Source organism: Microbacterium azadirachtae (assembly GCF_000956505.1).
Taxonomy (GTDB): Bacteria; Actinomycetota; Actinomycetes; order Actinomycetales; family Microbacteriaceae; genus Microbacterium; species Microbacterium azadirachtae_A.
On record NZ_JYIX01000034.1, the window covers coordinates 150,170 to 172,937 of the forward strand.

Here is a 22,768-nt window from a genome sequence, read left to right on the forward strand (position 1 = left end):
GAGCCGAGGATCGGATCCGTCCCCGCTCAGAACAGCTGGCGCCAGTTGGCTTTCGCCAGGTCGAGCAGTTCGTCGCCGCGCCCGGACAGCACGGTGCGGATCGCATACAGCGCGAAGCCCTTGACCTGTTCGGCATTCACGGCGGGCGGCATGGACAGCTCCTGCCGCTCGGTCACGACGTCCAGGAGCGCGGGCCCGTCGTGCGCGAGCACCTCGGCGAGCGCGCCGGGAAGATCCTCGCTGCACTCCACGCGACGCCCGAAGACGCCCATCGCCTCGGCGACGGCGGCGAAGTCGGGGTTGTGCAGATCGGTGCCGTAGTTCACGAAGCCCGCGGCCTTCATCTCCAGCTCCACGAAGTTGAGCGAGGAGTTGTTCACCACGATCGTCTTCACCGGCAGCCGGTTCTGCGTGAGCGAGATGAGCTCGCCGAGCATCATCGTGAGCCCGCCGTCGCCCGCGAGCGCCACCACCTGACGGTGCGGCTCGGTCGCCTGCGCGCCGATGCCGTGCAGCAGGGCGTTCGCCATGGATCCGTGGTTGAAGGATCCGATGAGCCGGCGCCGGCCGTTCATGTGCAGATAGCGGGCCGCCCAGACCGTGGGCGAGCCCACGTCGGCCGTGAAGACGGCGTCGTCCGCTGCGGCCTCGTCGAGCAGTCGCGCCAGGTACTGCGGGTGGATCGGCGCCTTCCCGCGAGACGGCACCGCGAGCTCGTCGAGCTTGGCCCTGGTCCTGCGGTAGTGCGCGGTGGCATCGTCGAGGTGCGCCCGCCGGCGGTCGGCCTTGAGCCGCGGCAGCAGTGCCGCCGCGGTCGCGCCGACATCGCCGACGAGGCCCAGATCCAGAGGGTGACGCCGCCCCAGGTTCTCCCCGCGGATGTCGACCTGGATCGTCGTCGCGGTCGCCGGGTAGAACTGCGGATAGGGGAAGTCGGAGCCCAGGATCAGCAGGGCGTCGGCGCCGTCCATCGCACGGTAGCCGGACGCGAAGCCGAGAAGGCCCGTCATCCCCACGTCGAAGGGGTTGTCGTACTCCACGAACTCCTTGCCTCGGAGGGCATGCACGACGGGCGCGGCAAGGCGGTCCGCGAGAGCCACGATCTCGTCGTGCGCCCCCTCCGCACCCGCTCCGGCCAGGATCGTCACCTTCGATGCGGCATTCAGCAGGGTCGCCGCGCGCTCCAGCTCCGCACCGCTCGGCACCACCACGGGCCTGCTGCGCTCGATCACGGTCACGCGATCGTCCTCGGCCTGCGCGAGGGCGATGTCGCCGGGGATGACGAGCACGGCCACGCCGCGCTTCTCGATCGCCTGGCGCATCGCGATCTCCAGCAGCCGCGGCATCTGCGCCGGGTCGGACACGTACTCGACGTAGACGCTGCACTCGCGGAACAGCTCCTGCGGATGGGTCTCCTGGAAGTACTGCGTCCCGATCTCGCTGGTCGGGATGTGCGCGGCGATCGCGAGCACGGGCACCCGCGAGCGGTTGGCGTCGTAGAGGCCGTTGATGAGGTGCAGATTGCCCGGCCCGCAGGATCCGGCGACGACGGAGAGCTCCCCTGTCAGCGCGGCCTCCGCGGCTGCGGCAAAGGCCGCGGTCTCCTCATGGCGCACATGCACCCAGCGGAGGGCGCCGTCCTTGCGCAAAGCGTCGGTGAAGCCGTTCAGGGAATCCCCGGGGATCCCGTACACGCGCTTCACCCCGTTCGCGCGAAGGGTGCTGACGATGTTCTCGGCGACGGTGGTCATGGCGGCCTCTCGTGAAAGCAAACAGGACATCTCGAGGCTACGCCCGCAGGCGGCAGGTGGGGCCGTCGCTACTCCGTGATGTAGACGGCGTGCCGGATCCACTCCGGACGCGCCAGCGCCTCCACCGCCGCGCGCCCCACCGTGTCGAAGCGGGTGCTGTAGTGCCAGCGCACGGTGCGGTCGACGCCCGCCCGGTAGTCGGCGGCACCCGTGCCGGGGATGAGGCGGGACGGGCGCAGGCTGGTCCACTCCGCAGCGCTGGCGGCGAGGGCCGCGTCCATGGCCCGGGTGTCGGTGTTGTTCGCCTTCAGCACGCGCTCGAGGATGGGCTTCGCGACGAACCGCGACAGCGGGTCGTCCTGGGCCACGTACGCCCCGGACGCGGAGACGGCGATCACCCGGGATACCCCGGCGGCGTCCATCGCGGTGAGAAGCGCCGCCATTCCTTCCTGCAGCAGCACGACATCGCCGTCCGCGCGCACGTGCCCGATCGTGGAGATCACCGCATCGGCGCCGCGCAGGGCGGCGGTGAGCCCGGCGACGTCCCGCGCGTCCGCGGTGGCGACGATCGTCCCCTCCGGCGCTGACTCGGGCCTGCGCACGACCGAGACGACCTCGTGACCGGCGGCGAGGGCGTGCGTGACCGCGGCCCTGCCCGATCGACCCGATGCTCCGACGATGACGACACGCATCCGCTTCTCCTTCGTCAAGGGGTGAGTGATTACTCACTCACTATACTCGGATCATGGCCGTCTCCACCCCTACCCCCTCATCCCGCGAGCGGATCCTCGATGCCGCGCTGCGCGTGATGCGCGAACGGGGACTCGCGAACACCACGACGAAGCTCATCGCCGCGCAGGCCGGTCTGTCCGAGGCGATGCTCTACAAGCACTTCGCCGACAAGCAGCAGCTGTTCCTCAGCGTGCTGCGGGAGCGCACGCCGCGCGCCCGCTTCGAGGCGGATGCCGGGGGCGAGAGCCTCGCCGCCGGACTCGCCGCCCTCGTCGCCGACCTCATGACGTTCTTCACCCGCACGTTCCCGATCGCCGCCTCGATCTTCGGCTCACCGGCACTGCTCGCCGAGCACCGTGAGGGCGTCGCCTCGCACGGCGGCGGCCCTGCGACCGTGATCGACGGTGTCCGCGCCCGCCTCGTCGCGGAACAGGACGCGGGCCGGATCCGCGCGGATGCCGACACCGCCTCCGCCGCGCGCGCGCTCGTCGGGGCGGCGTTCCACCAGGGCTTCCTGGCGGCGTTCGAGGGCCTCGACGCGGTGCCCGATGCCGACCGCATCGCCGCCGGCATCGTGAACGCGGTTCTTCCCGGCCTGGTCCCCGCGGACGACTGAGCCCGGATCCACCGCGACGGCCGTACACGACGAAGGCCGCACGCGACGAAGGCCGGGGACGGCGAAGGGGCGGACGTCGCAGGATAAGCGACGCCCGCCCCTTCCCTCCGGCGCGCCCCTCGATCGAGCAGGGACGGGCCGGAGGAGATCCGAGCTGCCGGAATCAGGCCACGCGGATGAGCTTCTTGTTCACGAACTCGTCGGCGGCGAGCAGGCCCAGCTCGCGCGAGGTGCCGCTGCGCTTCACGCCGCCGAAGGGCAGCTCCGGGCTGTCGGCGAGCACGACGTTGACGTAGACCATGCCCGCGTCGATGTTGTTCGCCACCCGCTCGGCCTGCGCCTCGTCGGTGGTGAACACGTAGGAGCCGAGACCGAACGAGGTGTCGTTCGCGAGCGCGACCGCCGCGTCCTCGTCGGCGACGCGGTACACCACGGCCGCCGGGCCGAACAGCTCCTCGCGGTACACGTCCATCGCGGGCGTGACGTCGGCGAGCAGCGTCGGCGCGTAGAACGCCCCGTCACGGGTGCCTCCGGTGAGCAGGGTCGCACCCTGCGCCACGGCGTCGTCGACCTGCTTCTGCAGGTTGATCGCTGCAGCCTCGGAGACGAGCGGGCCCAGCACCGTGTCCTCCCGCGTGGGGTCGGCCGGCGTGACCGCGGACAGGGCCGCGACGGCCTTCTCCACGAACGCGTCGTAAAGACCGTCCACGACGATGAAGCGCTTGGCGCCGTTGCAGGCCTGTCCGTTGTTGTCCAGGCGCGCGTCGACCGCGGCCTGCACCGTGGCATCCAGGTCGTCGGTGGACAGCAGGATGAACGGGTCGGATCCGCCGAGCTCGAGCGCGACCTTCTTCAGGTTGCGCCCTGCCACCTCGGCGACGGCCGCTCCGGCGCGCTCTGATCCGGTCACCGAGACGCCCTGCACGCGCCGGTCGGCGACGATCGTCGCCGACTGCTCGTTCGTGGCGTACACGTTGACGTATCCGCCGTCGGGCAGGCCCGCATCGCGGTAGATCTCTTCGAGGAGCGCCGCCGACTCGGGGCACTGCGGTGCGTGCTTGAGGATGATCGTGTTGCCGATCGCCAGGTTCGGGCCGGCGAACCGGGCGACCTGGTAGGCCGGGAAGTTCCACGGCATGATGCCGAACAGCGCACCGAGAGGCGCCTTGCGGATGATCGCGGTGCCCTCGCCGAGGATGTCGAGCGGCTGGTCGGCGTTGATCTTCTCCGCGTTGTCGGCGTAGAACTCGATGATGTCGGCGGCGAAGTCGACCTCGCCGACCGCGGCGGCGAGCGGCTTACCCATCTCGCGGACGATGATCGCGGCGAACTCGTCGCGACGGGCGCGGTGGCCCTCGGCGATCTTCCGCACGACCGCGGCGCGCTCGGCGACGGGCGTGGCCGCCCACACCGAGGCCGCGGCGTGGGCGCGCGCGACGGCGTCCTCGATCTGCGCGTCGGTGAAGGTCTCGTAGGTGGCCAGGGTCTCGCCCGTGGCCGGGTTGACGACGGCGTAGTCGGTCATTCCGGTTCCTTTCGGTTGGTCAGATCGTGGTGGCGGGAGGGGACGGAACGCGGCGCCCGGAGGACGACCGCGTTCCGTCCTGGTGTCTCAGTCGACCGGGATCAGCGTGTACTTGGTGGACAGGTACTCGTGGATGCCCTCGAAGCCGCCCTCGCGGCCGACGCCGGACTGCTTGACGCCGCCGAAGGGGGCGGCCGCGTTGGAGACGACGCCCACGTTCAGACCCATCATGCCCGTCTCGAGCGCGTCGATCATCCGGTGCCCGCGGGCGAGGTCCTGCGTGAACACGTAGGACACCAGGCCGTACTCGGTGTCGTTCGCGAGGCGCACGGCCTCCGCCTCGTCGGCGAAGGTCGCGATCGCGAGCACCGGACCGAAGATCTCCTCGCGGAGGATCTCGCTGCCGGCCTGCACGTTCGCGAGCACGGTCGGCTCGTAGAAGGATCCGACGCCCTCGAGCGCCTTGCCGCCGGACAGCAGCGTCGCACCCCGCTCGACGGCGTCGCCGACGAGCTCGATGGCCTTGGCGACCGCGTCGTGGTCGATCAGCGGGCCGATCGAGACGCCGTCCTCGGTGCCGCGACCGATCTTCATCGCGTCCACGCGCTCGGTGATGCGGCGCGCGAACTCGTCCGCGACGTCCTGGTGCACGATGAACCGGTTGGCCGCGGTGCACGCCTGGCCGATGTTGCGGAACTTGGCCGCGAGCGCGCCCTCGACGGCCTTGTCCAGATCCGCGTCCTCGAAGACGACGAACGGGGCGTTGCCGCCGAGCTCCATCGACACGCGCAGCACGCCCTCCGCCGCCTGGGCGATGAGCTTGCGGCCGACCTCGGTGGATCCGGTGAAGGACAGCTTGCGCAGCCGCGGGTCGGCGATGATCGGGGCCGACAGCGCGGAGGAGCGCGAGGTCTGCACGACGTTCACGACACCGGCGGGCAGGCCCGCCTCCTCGAGCAGCTTCACGAAGTACATCGTGGTGAGGGGGGTCAGTGCCGGGGGCTTGATGACCACGGTGCAGCCGGCCGCGAGCGCGGGCGCGATCTTGCGGGTCGCCATCGCGAACGGGAAGTTCCACGGGGTCACGAAGAACGACGGACCGACGGGGCGCTGGGAGACGACCATGCGGCCGGTGCCCTCGGGGTTCAGGCCGTAACGGCCGGAGATCCGCACCGCCTCCTCGCTGAACCAGCGCAGGAACTCGCCGCCGTAGCCGACCTCGCCACGGGCCTCCGCGAGCGGCTTGCCCATCTCGATCGTCATGAGCAGCGCGAGGTCCTCCTTGTGCGCCTGCACGAGGTCGAACGCGCGGCGGAGGATGTCGCTGCGCGTGCGCGGCGGGGTCGCGGCCCAGGAGTCCTGCGCGGCGACGGCCGCGTCGAGCGCCCGCATGCCGTCGGCGGGCGAGGCATCGGCGATCGTGCGCACGACGTCGTTGGTGGCGGGATCGCGCACATCGAAGGTCTTATCGCCCGAGGCTTCGACCCACTCGCCCGCGATGTAGAGCCCGGTGGGGACGCTGTCCAGCAGCGTCTTCTCCTGATCGGTCATGAGTGCTCCTTCTTTCTCGATATCTGTTTGCGGGATCCGCGCAGCGCCTCAGCGGCGGCGCAGGCTCTCCGGTGCGGCCATGGTGAGCGTCTCCCCGCGGAAGAAGCCCGGGGATCGGAAGTACTGGACGATCATCACCACGACGCCCAGCAGGATGACCGAGACGCCCAGGATGAACACCAGCCCGACGCCTCCGATCTGCGAACCGCTTCCGGTCGCCCCCGGCGTCCAGCTCTCCACGAGGGACAGCACGAAGATGCCGAGGAGGATGATCCCCCCGATGAGGGGGAACAGGAACGTGAAGAACACGTTCCGCGCCGAGTCGAACCACTGCTTGCGGAAGTACCACACGCAGGCGAACGCCGTGATCCCGTAGTAGAAGCAGATCATGATCCCGAGGGCGGCGATTGTGTCCCAGAGCACGGTGTCGCTCACCAGGCGCATGATCGCGTAGAACGCGCTCGCCACGATCGCGGCGACCACGGTCGCGTAACCAGGGGTGAAGAACCGCGGGCTCACCGTGGCGAACTTCGGCGGCAGCGCCCCGTAGTGCCCCATCGCGAGCAGCGTGCGGGCGGGGCTCACGAACGTGGACTGCAGCGACGACGCGGAGGAGGTCAGCACGGCGAGGGACACGAGGAACGCGAGCGGCCCCATGATCGGGCCGGACAGCGCGAAGAACACGTTCTCCTGGATGCCCTCGTTGCCGAGGCCCAGCTCGCCGGTGCCGACACCCGCGAACATGATCATGCCGATCGTCAGCAGCAGGTACACCGAGATGATGGTGACCACGGTCGTGGTCGCCGCACGCCCTGGGGTGCGCTCCGGGTCCTTCGTCTCCTCGTTCATGGTGAGGGTGACGTCCCAGCCCCAGAACATGAAGATCGACAGCGAGAGGCCGGTCACGAGCGCACCGACCGAGGAGATCGCGAACGGATCGAACCACTGGATGTCGAAGCGCGTGGGGTCGAAGGCGTCACCGCTCGCGCCCCGCACGATCGCGACCACCGCGAACACCAGCAGCACGGCGAGCTGGAAGCCGACCAGCACGTACTGCAGCTTCTGCGAGGTCTGCATGTCGCGATACGAGATCCAGGTCGCGCCGAGCATGAACAGCAGGCACACGCCCACGTTGATGAACGGGTTGGAGGCGAGATCCGAGATCGAAGGATTCTGCGCGATCTGCGAGATCAGCAGGAACAGGAAGTCGACCGCGATGCCGGCGAGGTTCGACAGCACCAGGATGGTCGCCGCGATGAGTCCCCAGCCGGCCATCCAGCCGATCCAGGGTCCGAACGCGCGCGTCGCCCAGGTGAAGGAGGTGCCGGAGTCGGGCATCTCTCGGTTCAGCTCGCGGTAGCCGAACGCCACGAGCAGCATCGGGATGAAGCCGACCAGCAGCACGGCGGGCACCTGGGTGCCCACGGCGGAGGCGGTCGGACCGACGCCGGCGGTGAAGGTGTAGGCGGGGGCGATGCAGGAGATGCCCATCACGATCGCGCCGAGAAGGCCGACCGTGCCGACGCTCAAGCCCTTGCGGGAGATGCCGCCGGTCACCGAGTCGGAGGGCGCATCGATGCGCTCGTCGGTGGCGGTCATGCGTCGGCTCCCTTCGCGGTCTCGGTGATGGTGGTGGTGGGCGGCGCGGTCTTATCCGGCGTGTCGGCGAGTGGGTCATGACTCGTGCGCGGCACGACGATCATGGGGACCGGCAGCACGTGCAGCATCTTGGCCGCGGTCGAGCCCAGGAAGAGCCGGCGCGGCTGCGCGAGCCTGCTGGAACCCACGATGAGCATCTCGCCGGGCTTCCAGGCCAGACGCGCCACGGCCTCTTCGACGGTCTCGCCCGGCGCGTGCTCGAGCTCGGCCTCGACGCCCTCGGGGAGCGCGTCGGACGCCCGGGCGAGCACGTCCTCGCCGAGCGCGTCGTCGACCAGGCGCATGGCGCCCGTGCCGAGGCCCGCCGGCACGTCGAACGGCACGAGCGAGATGAGCCGGAGGCCGCTGTCGGTCATGGTCGCGAGCCGCACGGCCGCATCCAGCAGCACATCGGCGCCGGGCCGGGTGCCGATCGCCGCCGTCACCCTTGACACGTCCGTGTCGGCGTCGATGCCGCGCGCGAGCCCCGCGGGGGCGAGCGCCACGGGCACCGGAGAGGAGTGCAGCAGCTCGCTGGCCACGCTCCCGATCCGGTGGTAGCCGAACAATCCGCCGTTGGCGGCGCCGACCACGATCAGCCCCGCCCCGAACTCCTCCGCGGCCTCGACGAGACCCTCGGCGAACGACTCCCCCGGGCGCACGTGGCCGGAGTGCGAGACGCCGGCCGGAATGCGTCCGGCGGCGTCGCGCAGCCACGCGCGCGCCTGCTTCTGGATGTGCGTCTCGTAGGAGCGCTCCGGCGGCACCGCGGCGGACAGCGCACCCTCACGGGGCAGCACCGTCACGACGTGCAGGTGCGCTCCGGCGCTGCGCGCGAGCCGCACGCCCAGCGCGAGGGCGTCGGATCCGGAGTTCGTCGGGCGGAAGCCGACGACGATGGCTCGGGTCATGCGCCATCCAGGGCGGGCTCGCGCAGCTCGTCGGCGACGGCGGAGCGGTCCGCGTCGAGGATCTGCGCGGCGGCGAGGCGACCCATGCGGATCGCGCCGTCGACGTGCTGGTAGCCGGCACCGGCCAGGTCGGAGCAGGCGAAGTGGATCGGGCCCACGGAGGCGCGGAGGTCCTTGCCGTAGCGGTGCAGGCCGCCCATGTCGAAGCTCGCGGCGTACGCGCCACGGGTCCACTCCTCGGTGCCCCAGTCGCTCTCGTAGTACACGACCGGGTTCTTCGCCTCGGGGCCGTAGTAGTGCGAGAGGGACTCGAGGATCCGCTCCTTGCGCTCCTCGGCGCTCAGCTCGAAGACGTCGTCCGCGTTCTGGTCGCTCACGAAGCCGACCAGGGTGCCGCGCTCGTCGGCGTGGTTGGTGTTGTCGTACGCCTCATGCACGAGCTCGTACGGGCTGAACGCGGTGCCGGACAGGCCCTGCTCGCGCCAGAACGGACGGTCGTAGACGGCGTGCACCTTGATCACGAAGCCCATCGACAGGTGCTGGTGCATCTGGTGCTGGCGGCGCGGCAGCGACGGCACGAAGGAGATCCGGTCGTAGAGCACCGGCGCGTGCGCGAGGATCGCGTAGCGGGCGCGGACCGTGAGGGCGTCGGTGGTCGCGGTGACGCCGTGCTCGCCCCACTCGAGGGTGCGGACGGGCTGGTTCAGCAGCACGTCGTCGCCGAGGCGCTCCGCGAGCAGCTGCGGGACCTGCTGCAGACCGCCCACGACGCGCTTGTCGAGGATGAAGTCGGCGTCGACGAGGTTCGAGTACGAGCCCGCGGATGCCGCCATCAGCAACGACTGGAGCAGCGAGAACGCGTGGGTCGGCTTGGTGAGCATCGCGGATCCGGTCGCGAACGCGAGGTTGCGCACGGCCTCGTCGTCGTCGCTCTGCTCGCGCAGCCAGGCGTCCCAGGTGACGGAGTCCCACTCGGCGGCCTTCGGGTGCGCGTAGGGGCGGTCCGGGTCGATCTCGGCGACCATGGCGTCGAGGCGCTCGGTGATCTCGGCGATGACCTTCTCGGTCTCGGCGGAGACCGGGAACATCTCACCCGTGAAGCGGTGCAGCGCGCCGTCGGGGCCGACGTAGACGCTGTCGCCCTCGCGGTAGCGGCTGAAGGTCTCCAGGCCCAGCTCGTCGATCGTCTCGATCAGCGCGTCCTGGTCGGGCGAGACCCACTGGCCGCCGATCTCGAGCATGGCGCCGTCGATGACGTCGGTCCACAGCCGCCCGCCGACGCGGTCGCGGGCCTCCAGGACCACGACCGACAAACCCGCCTTGCGCAATTCGTTCGCGGCGGTGGTGCCTGCGGCGCCCGCTCCCACGATGAGCACGTCACGGGTGATATCGGCCAATTTCGACTCCTTCATCGGTTTGCGCGATGGTGCGCGGTGCAGGCGGTGCTGCGTCTTGTCTTGCTCTGTCTTGCGTGTTCAGAAAAGTTGCCGGGCGCGATCCAGCATCCCCCGATCCCGATCGCGCCCGGACGTCTCAGTGGGCCGCGAGGGCTTCGGCGATGACGTCGAGACCCTCGTTGAGGAGGTCGTCGCCGATCGTCAGCGGCGGGAGGAAGCGGATCACGTTGCCGAACGTGCCGCAGGTGAGGACGATGACGCCCTGGGCGATCGCGGCCTTCGCGACCGCGCCGGTGAGCGCCGCGTCCGGGGCACCGGTGGCGGGGTCCACGAACTCGGCGGCGATCATGGCGCCGTGGCCGCGGATGTCGCCCACGCGCGGGTCGGCGGCCTGGATCGCGGCGAGGCGGTCCTTGAGGAGCGCGCCGATCTCGACGGCGCGCTCCAGCAGGCCCTCGGTCTCGTAGGCGTCGATCGCGGCGAGCGCGGCGGCGCAGGCCACGGGGTTGCCGCCGTAGGTGCCGCCGAGGCCACCCGAGTGCGACGCGTCCATGATCTCAGCGCGGCCGGTGACGGCGGCCAGCGGCATGCCGCCGGCGATGCCCTTGGCGGTGGTGATGAGGTCGGGCTCGATGCCGAAGATCTCGCTCGCGAACATCGCGCCGGTGCGGCCGAAGCCGGTCTGCACCTCGTCGGCGATGAAGACGACGCCGTTCGCGCGGCACCACTCCACGATCGCGGGCAGGTAGCCATCGGCGGGGACGATGAAGCCGCCCTCGCCCTGGATCGGCTCGATGATGACGGCGGCCAGGTTGTCGGCGCCGATCTGCTTCTCCAGCTGGAGGATCGTGCGGGCCGCCGCCTCGGCGCCGGACAGGCCGTCGCGGAACGGGTACGAGGCCTGCGCGCGGTACACCTCGGGGGCGAACGGACCGAAGCCGCTCTTGTAAGGCATGGCCTTGGCGGTGAGCGCCATGGTCAGGTTGGTGCGGCCGTGGTAGCCGTGGTCGAAGGCGACGACCGCCTGGCGGCCGGTGTGCTTGCGGGCGATCTTGATCGCGTTCTCGACCGCTTCCGCACCCGAGTTGAACAGGGCGGTCTTCTTGGCGAAGTCGCCGGGGGTGAGGCGGTTGAGGGCCTCGGCGACCTCCACGTACGACTCGTACGGGGAGATCATGAAGCAGGTGTGGGTGAACTGCGCGGCCTGCGCGGCGATGGCCGCGGCGACCTTCGGGTGCGCGCTGCCGACCGTGGTCACGGCGATGCCGGATCCCAGGTCGATGAGCGAGTTGCCGTCGGCGTCGACGACGACGCCGCCGCCCGCGGCGACCGCGGCGACGGGCACGGTGTGCCCTACTCCGGCGGGAACGGCCGAAGCCTTGCGGGCGAGGATCTCGGCCGAGCGCGGGCCGGGGAGCTCGGTGACGAGGCGGCGCTCCTGGGGAAGGGAGGGGCCGCCGAGGGGAAGCGTGTCTGCCTGCGCGTCGATGGTGCTCATAGCGTCGAGACTACGGAGGTCCCCGCCCGGCAGCATTCGCCGTGGCGTACAATCTGGATCACGATTTCGCCGATCCGGCCACGCCGCGATCGGCTGCGAAGGAGCCCCGCCCATGGACCAGCAGCCCACGCTGCGCACCCTGCTCGGCCGCGTCGACCTGCATCTGCGGCTGGTCGGATCCGAGGCCGCGCTGCCCGCCGGATCCCTGGAGCTCCCGCTGCGCTGGGTGCACAACTCCGACCTCACGGATCCCACACCCTTCCTCGCCGAGGATCTCGCCCTGCTCACGACGGGAACGCAGTTCGCCGACGACGACCCCGCAGGCACCCGCGCCTACGTGCAGCGCCTCGTCGACAGGGGCGTGGTGGGGCTGGGCTTCGGCACCGAGGTGCACCGGAGCGGCATCCCGGCGGACCTCGCCACCGCCTGCGCGCAGACCGGACTGCCGCTGTTCGAGGTGCCGTACGGCACCCCGTTCATCGCCGTCGCGCGGGCGCACTCGGAGGCGATCGCCGCGCAGGCGTACGCCAGGCGCACCTGGGCGCTGGAGACCCAGCGCGCCCTGTCGGTCGCGGCGCTCCGCCCGCACGGGTTGGAGTCGACGCTCACCGAACTGTCCCGACGGCTCGGCTGCCGGGTGGGCATGTACGACGCCTCAGGGCAGCTCGTGCACGAGCACCCCTCCGGCGGGGCATCCCCGGTCGTCGCCGCCGCGGCGGCGGACCTCCTCGCCCGCGGCGGCTCCGCGAACCGCGTGGTGCAGGACGGCGACGCGGCGCACACCCTGCTCACCGTCGGGCGCGCGGGGCACCTCCGCGGGGTCGTCGCGATCGCGAGCGGCACTCTGGATCCGGAGACCCGCGCCGTGGTGACCTCTGTCATCGCGATGGCCGGGCTCTCGCTCGAGCAGAGCGAGCAGCTGGCTCGCAGCCGGCGACGACTGCACAGCCAGCTGCTCGCCTCGCTGCTCGCCGACGACCCGACCCTGGCGCGGCGCGTGCTCGGCGCCGTGCCGCCGGCACCGGTGGTGGTCGCGGTCGCCGCCGGGCCGCGTCAGGGCGCCGTCGTCGAATGGTGGGAGCGGCAGCACGGCGACGCCGCTCCGGCCGTGTTCCTCGCGGAATCGGAGGATGGGCTCGTGATGTGCCTGAGCGTCGCGGACGCCGGCGTGCTGGACGAGGTCGCCGCCCGCACCGGGGTGCGCATCGGGGTCTCGGCGCCCGAGGAGTACAGCGGATTCTCCCGCGCTCACGCACAGGCGCTCACCGCCCTCCGCCGCGCCGGCGAGGCGGTCACGCGCTATGCCGACAGTGCGGAGTCGAGCGTGCTCGCGGCCTTCGCGACCGACGAGGCGCGCCTGATCGCCGAGTCCCTGCTGGCACCGCTCCGCCAGCACGATGCGCAGGAGGGGGCGGAGCTGGAGCGGTCGCTGCGGGTCTGGCTCGAGCACGACACCCGCCTGGAGCCCGCCGCGGCCGCGCTCGGTGTGCACCGGCACACGCTGCGCACGCGGATCGCCCAGGCGGCGTCGATCCTCGGCGCGGATCTCGGATCCTTCCCGGCGCGCGCGGAGCTCTGGGCCGCGCTGCGGACCGCGGGCGACTGACCGGATCGCTGTCAGCTCCGGCCCCGCCCAGGGCGCCCGCTCCCCTTCGGGTCGCAGAAGCTGCTCGAAGGATGGCGTCGCAACGACCGAAATCGCGACCCGAACGGGAGAACTGCGACCCGAACGCTCGCGGTCAGCGCTTCCGCGCCGCGATCATCTCGGCAGCGGTGCCGTGGAAGATCGGGCCGTGCCCGACCACGATCGAGCGCTCCGGCAGGTCGCGCAGGCGCTCGAGGCTCTCCGGCGTCTGCTCCGGGGCATCGCTGAACGGGCCGAGCTGCACGTCCGTGGATCCGTTCAGCACGTGGCGTGTGGTGAGGGCGTCGCCGACGAAGATCGCGTCGACCGCAGGGACGCGGATGGCGACGGATCCGGGCGAGTGCCCGGGGAGGCCGATGATCTCCGGCGATCCGGGCAGATCCAGCACGTCCCCGTCCCGCATCGTGCGCACCGCGCCGAGGTGCTTCGTGCGCATTCCGCCGCGGCGCAGCGCCGCGGCGAAGAACTGCAGCGCCGGCCCGAGCCGCATGGCGCCGCCCGATGCCCCCGGAGTCTTCTCCCCCTGCGCGCGACCCGCGTCCGCCTCGTGCACGAACGTCGGCACGTCGTACTCGGTGCGCAGCCACTCGGCGATGCCGATGTGGTCGCTGTCGCCGTGGGTGAGCACGACGCCGCGGATGTCCTCGGGGCGGCGACCCGCTGCGGCGAGCGCCTGCTGAAGGATCCGCCGGTCGCCCGGCAGGCCCGCGTCGATGAGCGTGATGCCCTCGTCGGTGACGACGGCATGCATGGCGACGATGTCGTCGCCGATCCGGATGAGCTCTGCGTTCATGATGGCTACGCTATATAGCTATGATGGCTACTGTCAATAGCCATATGATCGAAGAACGGCAGCCGACTCGCACGGCCGCCACGGAGGAGGACCCGATGCCCGCACCGCAGCGCGTGACCCGCGCCGCGCTCACCGCCGCCGCGCGCGCCATCGCCGAGGACGAGGGCATCGACGCCGTCACGATCAGCGCGGTCGCGACGGCCGTCGGCGTGCGCCCGCCCAGCCTGTACAAGCACGTCGACCACCGGCACGACCTGTTGCGACTGATCGCCGACGACGCCGCCCGCGAGCTCGACGAGGACGTGGCCGCCCTGGCAGGATCCGCGACCGATCCCGCCGCCACGCTCAGGGCGATCGCGCGGGCGTTCCGGGCGTTCAGCACCCGCGCTCCGCGCGCGTCCTCGCTGCTGTTCTCCGGCGCCGCGCTGGGCGCGGAGCCGGAGTCCGAGGGGATGATCGCGCTCACGCGCACCCTGCTGAGCGCCGTGCAGGCCACGACGCCGGCCGATCCGCTCCCCGCCGCTCGCACGCTGACGGCGTGGGCGCACGGCTTCTGCACCATGGAGCAGGCGGGCGCGTTCCAGCTCGGCGGCGACGTGGACGAGGCGTTCGAGTTCGGCCTGACCACGCTCGTGGGGGCGCTCACCGCGCGCGGCTGAGCACTTCTCCGCGCACTCCCCCGCGCGCCCGCGGTGACCCTGCCCGCGGTGGGCGCACCGGCGTAGTGTGGGCGCATGGGAGGCATCGAGGATCTGGACCGCGCGGTCGCTGCTGCGATCTCCGCCCCCAGCGCCGCCGCTGAGGCTCTCGAGGCGATCGATGGACTCGTGACCGCGATCGATGCGGATCGCGCCGCCGGCCTCTTCGGCCGTTGGGGCCTCGCCACCGCGATCGACGGACGCAGTCGCGAAGCGCTCCTCCCGCAGCCGCTCTTCGAGGCGCTGCACGAGCGGGCGGGGCTCGAGGCGACCTGGCCGATCGGCAACGCCGGACTGCTGCAGACCTACGGATCGCTCCTCGCCCCCGACGCCACGGACGACCGCAACCGCGAGCGCTGGCTCGGTGCGGAGCTCGCCACGGGGCTGGGCCTGGACGGCGCGCACTTCGTGCCGCGGGAGGGATCCCGCACGCTGCTCGACCGCGCGACCGAGGCCGCCGCGGTGCTGCTCGCCTCCGGCGGGGAGTTCTCCTGGTACGCGCTCGCGGAGGGCAGGGCCACGCGGGCCGTGCTGAGCCACGAGCACGACGGATCCCGCGCCCTCGCCTACGCGGTGGCGCCGGCGCCCGGCACGTCACCGCTCCTGGTCGCGCTGCTCCCGGTGGCGGAGGCTGAGACGGTCCGCCGCGACCTCGACGAGGCCGCGTCGCGCCTGCGCTGGAACGCCGCCTGACCCTCCACCTCCGAGTCGTCCCCGTCAGCGCACGCCATGGGCTCCGCTGGCGGGGACGACGCGGAGATGGTGAGCGCCCACATTTCGAGTCGTCCCCGTCAGCGCACGCTATGGGCTCCGCTGGCGGGGACGACGCGGCGGGATCCGGTCCGGATCCAGTCCGGATCCAGCCTCCTCATAGTCCGCATTCAGCGGATTCATCGATTCGTCACCAGGGCGTCACCCGCCGTACCCCTGCCGCTGGTGGGCTGGACGGGCTCGGGCTCGGCGTGCACGCACGTGAGCCGACGGGCCTCCCCACTCCCCCAGAGGAAGACAGCCATGAACGCCAGAACCACGTTCGCGCGCTCCGCGATCGCGCTCACCCTCGTCGCCGGCGCCGCGCTGGCCGCACCCGCCGCCTATGCGGCGGGCCCCTCCGACCCGTCCGTCCCCGGCGGCGCCACCCGCAACGACGGCGACCAGACCGCGGCGCTGCGCGACGCGATCGTCGCGGGTCCCGCGAAGAACGTGATCCTGCTCATCGGCGACGGAATGGGCGACTCCGAGATCACGGTCGCCCGCGACTACCAGTACGGCGCCGGCGGGCGCCTCCCCGGCATCGACGCGCTTCCGCTGACCGGCTCCTACACGACCTATTCGCTGAACAAGGACGGCTCGGCCGACTACGTCCCGGATTCGGCCGCGACCGGCTCCGCGTGGGCGACCGGTACCAAGACCTACGACGGCGCGATCTCCGTCGACATCGCGAGCAAGGGGCACGACACGCTGCTCGAGCTCGCCAAGGCGAACGGGCGCAAGACCGGCAACGTCTCCACGGCGGAGCTGCAGGACGCGACCCCCGCGGTGCAGGCCGCGCATGTCGCAGGACGCAAGTGCTACGGCCCCGACTCGGCCAAGCAGTGCGGCGCGGACCTCCTCGAGAACGGCGGCAAGGGCTCGATCAGCGAGCAGATCCTGGACACCCGCGCCGACGTCACGCTCGGCGGCGGATCCGAGTCGTTCGAGCAGACCGCGAAGGCCGGCGCGTGGCCGAGCGCGACCCTGTTCCAGCAGGCCGCGACCCGCGGCTACCAGGTCGCCCGCACGGCCGCCGACCTCGCCGCGATCAGCGCCGCGGACCAGGCCGGCCCGGTCCTCGGCACGTTCAGCGCGGGGAACTTCCCGACCCGCTTCGCAGAGACCACGGCCACCGTCGGCGGCGCCGACGCGGCCCCCGTCACGTGCACCGAGAGCGCCGACCGCCTCGACTCCTCGCTCTCGCTCGCGTCGCTCACCCAGAAGTCGATCGACCTGCTCAAGGGCGACAAGGGCTTCTTCCTCCAGGTCGAGGGCGCCTCGATCGACAAGCAGGACCACGCCGCCAACGCCTGCGGTCAGATCGGTGAGACCATCGACCTCGACGAGGCCGTGCAGGTCGCGCTCGACTTCGCCAAGGCCGACGGGAACACCCTCGTGATCGTCACCGCCGACCACGCGCACACCTCGCAGATCGTGGACAGCACCCCGCCGACCTCGCTCTCGATCGCCCTGAAGACCACCGAGGGATCCACGATGAAGGTGTCCTACGGCACCGCCGGCGCGGGCGGCTCGCAGCAGCACACCGGGAGCCAGGTGCGGATCGCCGGCTACGGCCCCGGGGCCGCGAACGTCGTCGGCCTCACGGACCAGACCGACAACTTCTTCACCATCGCGGGAGCCCTGCAGTTGAACCGCGACCTGCCCGCACTGTCGGCCGGCGCCACCCTCACGGTGCCGGAGAAGGTCGCGCCCGGCGGCACGATCGCCCTCGCAGCCGCGGGGCTCAACGGCGACCGCCAGGTGAACGGATCCGTCTCCGCCGCGGGCGCCGCGGCACGGGCCGCAGCCGAGACGATCGGGCGCACCGACGTCATCGACGGCGGTGTCGGGCTGTCGCTGACCGCCCCGACCGAGCCGGGCCAGTACACCGTCGCCCTGACCGGCGAGCAGACCGGCAAGGCGCTGACCGCCACGTTCACGGTCGCCGAGGGCGCCCCGACCACGCCGACGGCATCGCCGAGCCCCACCGCTCCGGCCGTGGCCCTGCCGCCGACCGACGGCAACGGCGGCAGCCTCGCGCTCACCGGCGGCACCGTCGGCGCCGCGGCCCTCGTCGCTCTCGCCCTGATCGCCGCCGGCCTGCTGCTGGCCCGCGCCCGCGCTCGCGCCCGCCGCGCCTGACTCCGGCTTCCACCACTGAGTCGTCCCCGTCAGCGCACGCCACAGGCTCCGCTGGTGGGGACGACCCGGAGGTGGGGAGCACCCGCCGCACCCACACTTCGAGTCGTCCCCGTCAGCGCACGCCATAGGCTCCGCTGGCGGGGACGACTCGGAGATGGGGCGGGCTCAGGCGGGGGCGTGGGCCTCGAGGAACTCGTACACGTCCGTCGTGTCGACGCCGGGGAACGCTCCCGTCGGCAGTGTCGCCAGCAGAGTGCGCGGGGTGCGCACGTTCGGCCAGGACTGCTCGCGCCAGCGCTTCTCGAGATCAGCCGGAGCGCGCCGGCAGCACACCTCGACCGAGTGCTTCGAGACGCCGCGGTTGGGGGTGTCCCGCCCGATGAACCACTTCGTGTCGTCGAAGCGCACCCCCACGCTCACCGAGTGCAGGCCCTCGCTCGACGGCTCCACGCGGGCGGTGCACCAGTAGGTCCCATTGCCGGTGTCGGTGTACTGGTAGTACGGGTTGAACCGGTCCTCCTCCTCGAACACGACCCGGCTGGTCCACTTGCGGCAGCACATCTGCCCCTCGATGGATCCGAGCCGGTCGGTCGGGAAGTTCACGTCGTCGTTCTCGTACGCCTTCGTGATCGTGCCCGACTCGTGCACCTTGAGGAAGTGCACCGGGATGTCCAGATGCCGGGTGGCGAGGTTCGTGAACCGGTGCGCGGCCGTCTCGTAGGACACGGAATAGGCGTCGCGGAGGTCCTCGATCGAGATCGCGCGGCGCTCCTTCGCGTCCTTCAGCACCGGCACGAGGTGCTCCTCTGGCATGAGCAGCGCACCCGTGAGGTAGTTGGTCTCCACGCGCTGGCGCAGGAACTCGGCGTAGCTGCGCGGCTCGGAGTGCCCGAGGATGCGGCTGGAGAGCGCCTGGAGCACGGCCGTGCGGGCGTCGCCCTTGCCCGGCACGCGGCTGGAGAGGTACAGCCGCCCGTGCGCGAGGTCGGCGACGCTGCGCGTGGACTGCGGCAGATCGGGCGCGTAGTGCAGGGTGAAGCCGAGGTGCGCGGCGATGTCGCTCGCGCTGCGCTGCGTGAGCGGCCCGCCCGGGTGGTGCACCGCGGCGAGGATCTCCGCCGCCTTCTTCTCCAGGTCGGCGAAATGGTTGTCCTGACGGCGCATGAGGTGGCGCAGCTCGACGTTCGCGCGGCGGGCCTCCTCGGGAGTCGCCGCGCGCTCGTCGCGGAGCTTGTCGATCTCGCCGTGCAGGGCGAGCAGCGCCCGCAGCGCCTCGTCGGGAACGGTCTTCGGGATCCGGAAGGGAGCGATGCCGAGAGCCTGGAAGGTCTGCCCCTTCATCGCCCGCTCGACGGCGATCTCCATCGCGGCGCGCTCGTCGAGAGACTGCTCGGCCAGGATCTGGTCGATCGTCGTATCCAGCACGCGGGCGATCTGCTGCAGCTGGGTGAGCTTCGGCTCGCGCTTGCCGGTCTCGATCATGGACACCTGGCTCGGCGCCCTGTCGATCGCCGTCGCGAGCTGCTCGAGGGTCATCCCCGCCGCCGTGCGGAGCTGCCGGATGCGTCGCCCGATCGTGAGAGCGTCGACCTCTTCTGCCGTGTCTGCGGTGACCATGGGGCCGATTCTGTCACGAAAACAGAAATCTGAGCAAACTTCTCCTCTGATTTGGTCTGACCGACTTCAGATCTTCACTCAGAGTGGTCACAAGCCACCCCGGCGCAGAAGCCGGACCGGATCCACTCACGGAGGAGACAGATCATGACCATTCCCACCGCGTCGCCGACCGCCCCGATCCGGACCGTCGGCACTGCCGTCTCCGGCACCGAGGGCCCCGCGATCCGCATCACCGGTCCCCTGCACGACCGCTTCGGCGAGATCCTCACGCCCGCGGCCGTGGCCTTCCTCACGGAACTGCACCACCGCTTCGGCGGGCGCCGGCACGACCGCCTCGCCGACCGCATGCGCCGCCGCTTCGAGATCGGCAACGGGCACGACCCGCGCTTCCGCGACGACACCCGGCACATCCGCGAGGACGCCGACTGGCGCGTCGCCGGTGCGGGCCCTGGCCTCGAGGACCGCCGCGTCGAGATCACCGGCCCGACGGATCCGAAGATGACCATCAATGCGCTGAACTCCGGCGCCAAGGTGTGGCTGGCCGATCAGGAGGACGCGACGAGCCCGACCTGGAGCAACGTGATCGGCGGCCAGCTGTCGCTGCGCGACGCGATCCGCGGACGCCTGACCCACACGAGCGAGGACGGCAAGGAGTACCGCGTCACCGCAGAGCAGACCCCCACGATCGTGATGCGGCCCCGCGGCTGGCACCTCGTGGAGAAGCACCTGGAGTTCACCGACCGCACCGGGCGCCGCATGGACGCCTCGGGCTCCCTGGTGGACTTCGGCCTCTACTTCTTCCACAACGCGCAGGCCCTCATCGAAGCCGGCCGCGGGCCGTACTTCTACATCGCCAAGCTCGAGTCGAGCGAGGAGGCGAAGCTCTGGAACGACGTGTTCACGTTCAGCGAGGAGTACTTCGGGATCCCCCGCGGCACGATCCGCGCGACCGTGCTGATCGAGACGCTGCCCGCCGCGTTCGAGATGGAGGAGATCCTGTTCGAGCTGCGCGAGCACTGCGCGGGTCTGAACGCCGGACGCTGGGACTACATCTTCTCGATCATCAAGAACTACCGCGGTCGCGGCGCGCGCTTCGTGCTCCCCGACCGCAGCGAGGTCACGATGACGGTGCCGTTCATGCGGGCGTACACCGAGCTGCTCGTGCAGACCTGCCACAAGCGCGGCGCCTTCGCGATCGGCGGGATGAGCGCCTTCATCCCCAACCGGCGCGACCCCGAGGTGACCGCCAGGGCCGTCGAGAAGGTCGCGGCGGACAAGAAGCGCGAGGCCGGCGACGGCTTCGACGGCACTTGGGTGGCGCACCCCGACCTGATCCCGACCGCGCAGGCCGAGTTCGACGCCGTGCTCGGCGAGCGCCCCAACCAGCTCGACCGGCAGCACCCCGACGTGCAGGTGCGCGCGGAGGACCTGCTGGACGTGCACATCGGGCGCCCGATCACGGCCGAGGGCGTGCGCGACAACGTCTCCGTGGCGATCCGCTACCTCGAGGCCTGGCTGCGCGGGATCGGGGCCGTGGCGATCGACAACCTCATGGAGGACGCGGCGACCGCCGAGATCAGCCGCTCGCAGGTGTGGCAGTGGATCCACCAGGGGCAGTCCACGCAGGACGGCACCCTAATCACGGCCGAGTACGTCGAGGGCCTGATCGCCGCGGTGCTCGCCGAGACGCCGCGCCCTTCGGCAGGCTCAGAGACCGACGACCGCTTCGAGGACGCCGCCGCGGTGTTCCGCGAGGTGGCGCTGCAGCCCGAGTTCCCGGCGTTCCTGACGCTGCCCGCCTACTCCCGCTTCCTCGTCGAGACCGCCTGACCCGCTCGGCAACCCGACCATTCGCCCACGAACGAAGGACATGACCATGACTCGCTACCAGGACGACATCGACGCCATCCAGGCGTTGAAGGCGGCGGCCGGATCCCCGTGGAACGCCATCGACCCCGAGTCCGCCGCCCGCATGCGGGCACAGAACCGCTTCCGCACCGGACTCGAGATCGCGCAGTACACGGCCGACATCATGCGCCGCGACATGGAGGAGTACGACGCCGACTCCTCGCTGTACACCCAGTCGCTCGGCGTCTGGCACGGCTTCATCGGACAGCAGAAGCTCATCTCGATCAAGAAGCACCTGAAGTCGACGAACAAGCGCTACCTCTACCTCTCCGGCTGGATGGTCGCAGCCCTCCGCTCCGAGTTCGGGCCGCTCCCCGACCAGTCGATGCACGAGAAGACGGCGGTGCCCGCTCTGATCGAGGAGCTCTACACGTTCCTGCGTCAGGCCGACGCCCGCGAGCTCGACCTGCTCTTCACCCGGCTCGACGCGGCGCGCGCGGCCGGCGACGAGACCGCGGCCGAGTTCATCCAGTCCCAGATCGACGACTACGAGACCCACGTCGTCCCGATCATCGCCGACATCGACGCCGGCTTCGGGAACCCGGAGGCGACCTACCTCCTCGCCAAGAAGATGATCGAGGCGGGCGCGTGCGCGATCCAGATCGAGAACCAGGTCTCGGATGAGAAGCAGTGCGGCCACCAGGACGGCAAGGTCACCGTGCCGCACGAGGACTTCATCGCCAAGCTCAACGCGGTCCGCTACGCGTTCCTCGAGCTCGGGATCGACAACGGCGTCATCGTCGCCCGCACCGACTCGCTGGGCGCCGGCCTCACCCAGAAGCTCGCCGTCACGCAGGAGCCCGGCGATCTGGGCGACCAGTACAACGCGTTCCTCGACGTCGAGGAGATCTCCGAGGCCGAACTCGGCAACGGCGACGTGATCATCAAGCGCGACGGCCGTCTGCTGCGGCCCCGCCGACTCGCGAGCAACCTCTACCAGTTCCGTCCGGGGACCGGCGAGGAGCGCGTCGTGCTGGACTGCATCACGTCTCTGCGCAACGGCGCCGACCTGCTGTGGATCGAGACCGAGAAGCCGCACGTCGACCAGATCGCCGACATGGTCGACGCGATCCGCGCGGAGATCCCGAACGCGAAGCTCGTCTACAACAACAGCCCGTCGTTCAACTGGACGCTGAACTTCCGTCAGCAGGTCTACGACCTCCTCGCGGAGCAGGGCGAGGACGTCTCCGGCTACGACCGCGGCGCGCTCATGAGCGTCGAGTACGACGACACGGAGCTGGCGCGTCTCGCCGACGAGAAGATCCGCACCTTCCAGCGCGACGGATCCGCGCGCGCCGGGATCTTCCACCACCTCATCACGCTGCCGACCTACCACACGGCCGCGCTGTCGACGGATGACCTCGCGAAGGGCTACTTCGGCGACGAGGGCATGCTCGCGTACGTCAAGGGCGTGCAGCGCCGGGAGATCCGCGGCGGGATCGCCACGGTCAAGCACCAGAACATGGCGGGCTCCGACCTCGGCGACAACCACAAGGAGTACTTCGCCGGCGACGCCGCCCTCAAGGCCGGCGGTCAGCACAACACGATGAACCAGTTCAGCTGACACCCCTAAGGGGTCGTTGAGCGCCCTTC

General features: G+C 71.0%; 17 protein-coding genes. 7 read left to right on the top strand and 10 right to left on the bottom strand.

Going from position 1 to position 22,768, the window contains the following annotated elements; all coding sequences use genetic code 11:
• Positions 1-26: 26 nt before the first annotated feature.
• Together poxB and RS86_RS09595 are read right to left on the bottom strand one after the other, a co-directional pair.
• On the bottom strand, positions 27-1,751 hold the full coding sequence (poxB, locus tag RS86_RS09590; RefSeq protein WP_045272007.1) for a ubiquinone-dependent pyruvate dehydrogenase: 1,725 nt from the start codon (positions 1,749-1,751) through the stop codon (positions 27-29).
• A 68-nt stretch (positions 1,752-1,819) separates the two neighbouring features.
• The gene (locus RS86_RS09595; RefSeq protein WP_045272008.1) at positions 1,820-2,443 is read right to left on the bottom strand and encodes an NAD(P)-dependent oxidoreductase; all 624 of its coding nucleotides are present in this window, start codon (positions 2,441-2,443) and stop codon (positions 1,820-1,822) included.
• Positions 2,444-2,496: 53 nt separating this feature from the next.
• Between RS86_RS09595 and RS86_RS09600 the strand changes: the two genes are divergently transcribed.
• A complete protein-coding gene (locus RS86_RS09600) occupies positions 2,497-3,099 on the top strand; it encodes a TetR/AcrR family transcriptional regulator (RefSeq protein WP_045272009.1) in 603 nt (200 codons plus the stop codon).
• A 163-nt stretch (positions 3,100-3,262) separates the two neighbouring features.
• Here the strand turns inward: RS86_RS09600 and RS86_RS09605 are convergent, their stop codons facing one another.
• The 6 genes from RS86_RS09605 to gabT form a co-directional block, all read right to left on the bottom strand.
• Positions 3,263-4,624, bottom strand: a complete 1,362-nt coding sequence (locus RS86_RS09605) for an NAD-dependent succinate-semialdehyde dehydrogenase (RefSeq protein ID WP_045272010.1) — start codon at positions 4,622-4,624, stop codon at positions 3,263-3,265.
• Between the two features lie 87 nt (positions 4,625-4,711).
• Positions 4,712-6,175, bottom strand: coding sequence for an NAD-dependent succinate-semialdehyde dehydrogenase (locus RS86_RS09610; RefSeq protein WP_045272011.1), 1,464 nt, complete (start codon positions 6,173-6,175; stop codon positions 4,712-4,714).
• A 48-nt stretch (positions 6,176-6,223) separates the two neighbouring features.
• Positions 6,224-7,774, bottom strand: coding sequence for an APC family permease (locus tag RS86_RS09615; RefSeq protein WP_045272012.1), 1,551 nt, complete (start codon positions 7,772-7,774; stop codon positions 6,224-6,226).
• Positions 7,771-8,724, bottom strand: a complete 954-nt coding sequence (locus tag RS86_RS09620) for a universal stress protein (RefSeq protein WP_082076709.1) — start codon at positions 8,722-8,724, stop codon at positions 7,771-7,773. Before RS86_RS09620 ends, RS86_RS09615 begins: the two co-directional genes overlap by 4 nt.
• Positions 8,721-10,121, bottom strand: a complete 1,401-nt coding sequence (locus tag RS86_RS09625) for a flavin monoamine oxidase family protein (RefSeq protein ID WP_045272013.1) — start codon at positions 10,119-10,121, stop codon at positions 8,721-8,723. Before RS86_RS09625 ends, RS86_RS09620 begins: the two co-directional genes overlap by 4 nt.
• 136 nt (positions 10,122-10,257) lie before the next feature.
• Positions 10,258-11,619 carry a 4-aminobutyrate--2-oxoglutarate transaminase gene (gene gabT / locus RS86_RS09630; protein WP_045272014.1) on the bottom strand — a complete coding sequence of 454 codons (1,362 nt, stop codon included), beginning with the start codon at positions 11,617-11,619 and terminating at the stop codon, positions 10,258-10,260.
• A 112-nt stretch (positions 11,620-11,731) separates the two neighbouring features.
• Here gabT and RS86_RS09635 point away from each other — a divergent pair, with 112 nt between their 5' ends.
• Positions 11,732-13,225, top strand: a complete 1,494-nt coding sequence (locus RS86_RS09635; protein ID WP_045272015.1) for a PucR family transcriptional regulator — start codon at positions 11,732-11,734, stop codon at positions 13,223-13,225.
• A 133-nt stretch (positions 13,226-13,358) separates the two neighbouring features.
• Here RS86_RS09635 and RS86_RS09640 read toward each other — a convergent pair whose 3' ends face one another.
• Positions 13,359-14,057, bottom strand: a complete 699-nt coding sequence (locus tag RS86_RS09640) for an MBL fold metallo-hydrolase (protein WP_045272016.1) — start codon at positions 14,055-14,057, stop codon at positions 13,359-13,361.
• Between the two features lie 95 nt (positions 14,058-14,152).
• On the opposite strand from RS86_RS09640, the gene RS86_RS09645 reads away from it, so the two are divergent.
• The 3 genes from RS86_RS09645 to phoA all read left to right on the top strand — a co-directional run bounded on the left by RS86_RS09645 (position 14,153) and on the right by phoA (position 17,650).
• Positions 14,153-14,716, top strand: coding sequence for a TetR-like C-terminal domain-containing protein (locus RS86_RS09645; RefSeq protein ID WP_045272115.1), 564 nt, complete (start codon positions 14,153-14,155; stop codon positions 14,714-14,716).
• A gap of 75 nt (positions 14,717-14,791) precedes the next feature.
• The gene (locus RS86_RS09650) at positions 14,792-15,448 is read left to right on the top strand and encodes a hypothetical protein (RefSeq protein WP_045272017.1); all 657 of its coding nucleotides are present in this window, start codon (positions 14,792-14,794) and stop codon (positions 15,446-15,448) included.
• A gap of 321 nt (positions 15,449-15,769) precedes the next feature.
• A complete protein-coding gene (gene phoA, locus RS86_RS09655; RefSeq protein ID WP_045272018.1) occupies positions 15,770-17,650 on the top strand; it encodes an alkaline phosphatase in 1,881 nt (626 codons plus the stop codon).
• Between the two features lie 165 nt (positions 17,651-17,815).
• Here phoA and RS86_RS09660 read toward each other — a convergent pair whose 3' ends face one another.
• Entirely contained in the window at positions 17,816-19,267 is a 1,452-nt protein-coding gene (locus RS86_RS09660; RefSeq protein WP_045272019.1) for a helix-turn-helix transcriptional regulator, read from the bottom strand.
• A gap of 144 nt (positions 19,268-19,411) precedes the next feature.
• Between RS86_RS09660 and aceB the strand changes: the two genes are divergently transcribed.
• Both aceB and RS86_RS09670 read left to right on the top strand, forming a co-directional pair.
• Positions 19,412-21,097 (top strand): malate synthase A, encoded by a 1,686-nt coding sequence (aceB, locus tag RS86_RS09665; protein ID WP_045272020.1) that lies wholly within the window; start codon positions 19,412-19,414, stop codon positions 21,095-21,097.
• 46 nt (positions 21,098-21,143) lie between these two features.
• Positions 21,144-22,739, top strand: coding sequence for an isocitrate lyase (locus tag RS86_RS09670; protein ID WP_045272116.1), 1,596 nt, complete (start codon positions 21,144-21,146; stop codon positions 22,737-22,739).
• The last annotated feature ends 29 nt before the right edge of the window (positions 22,740-22,768 follow it).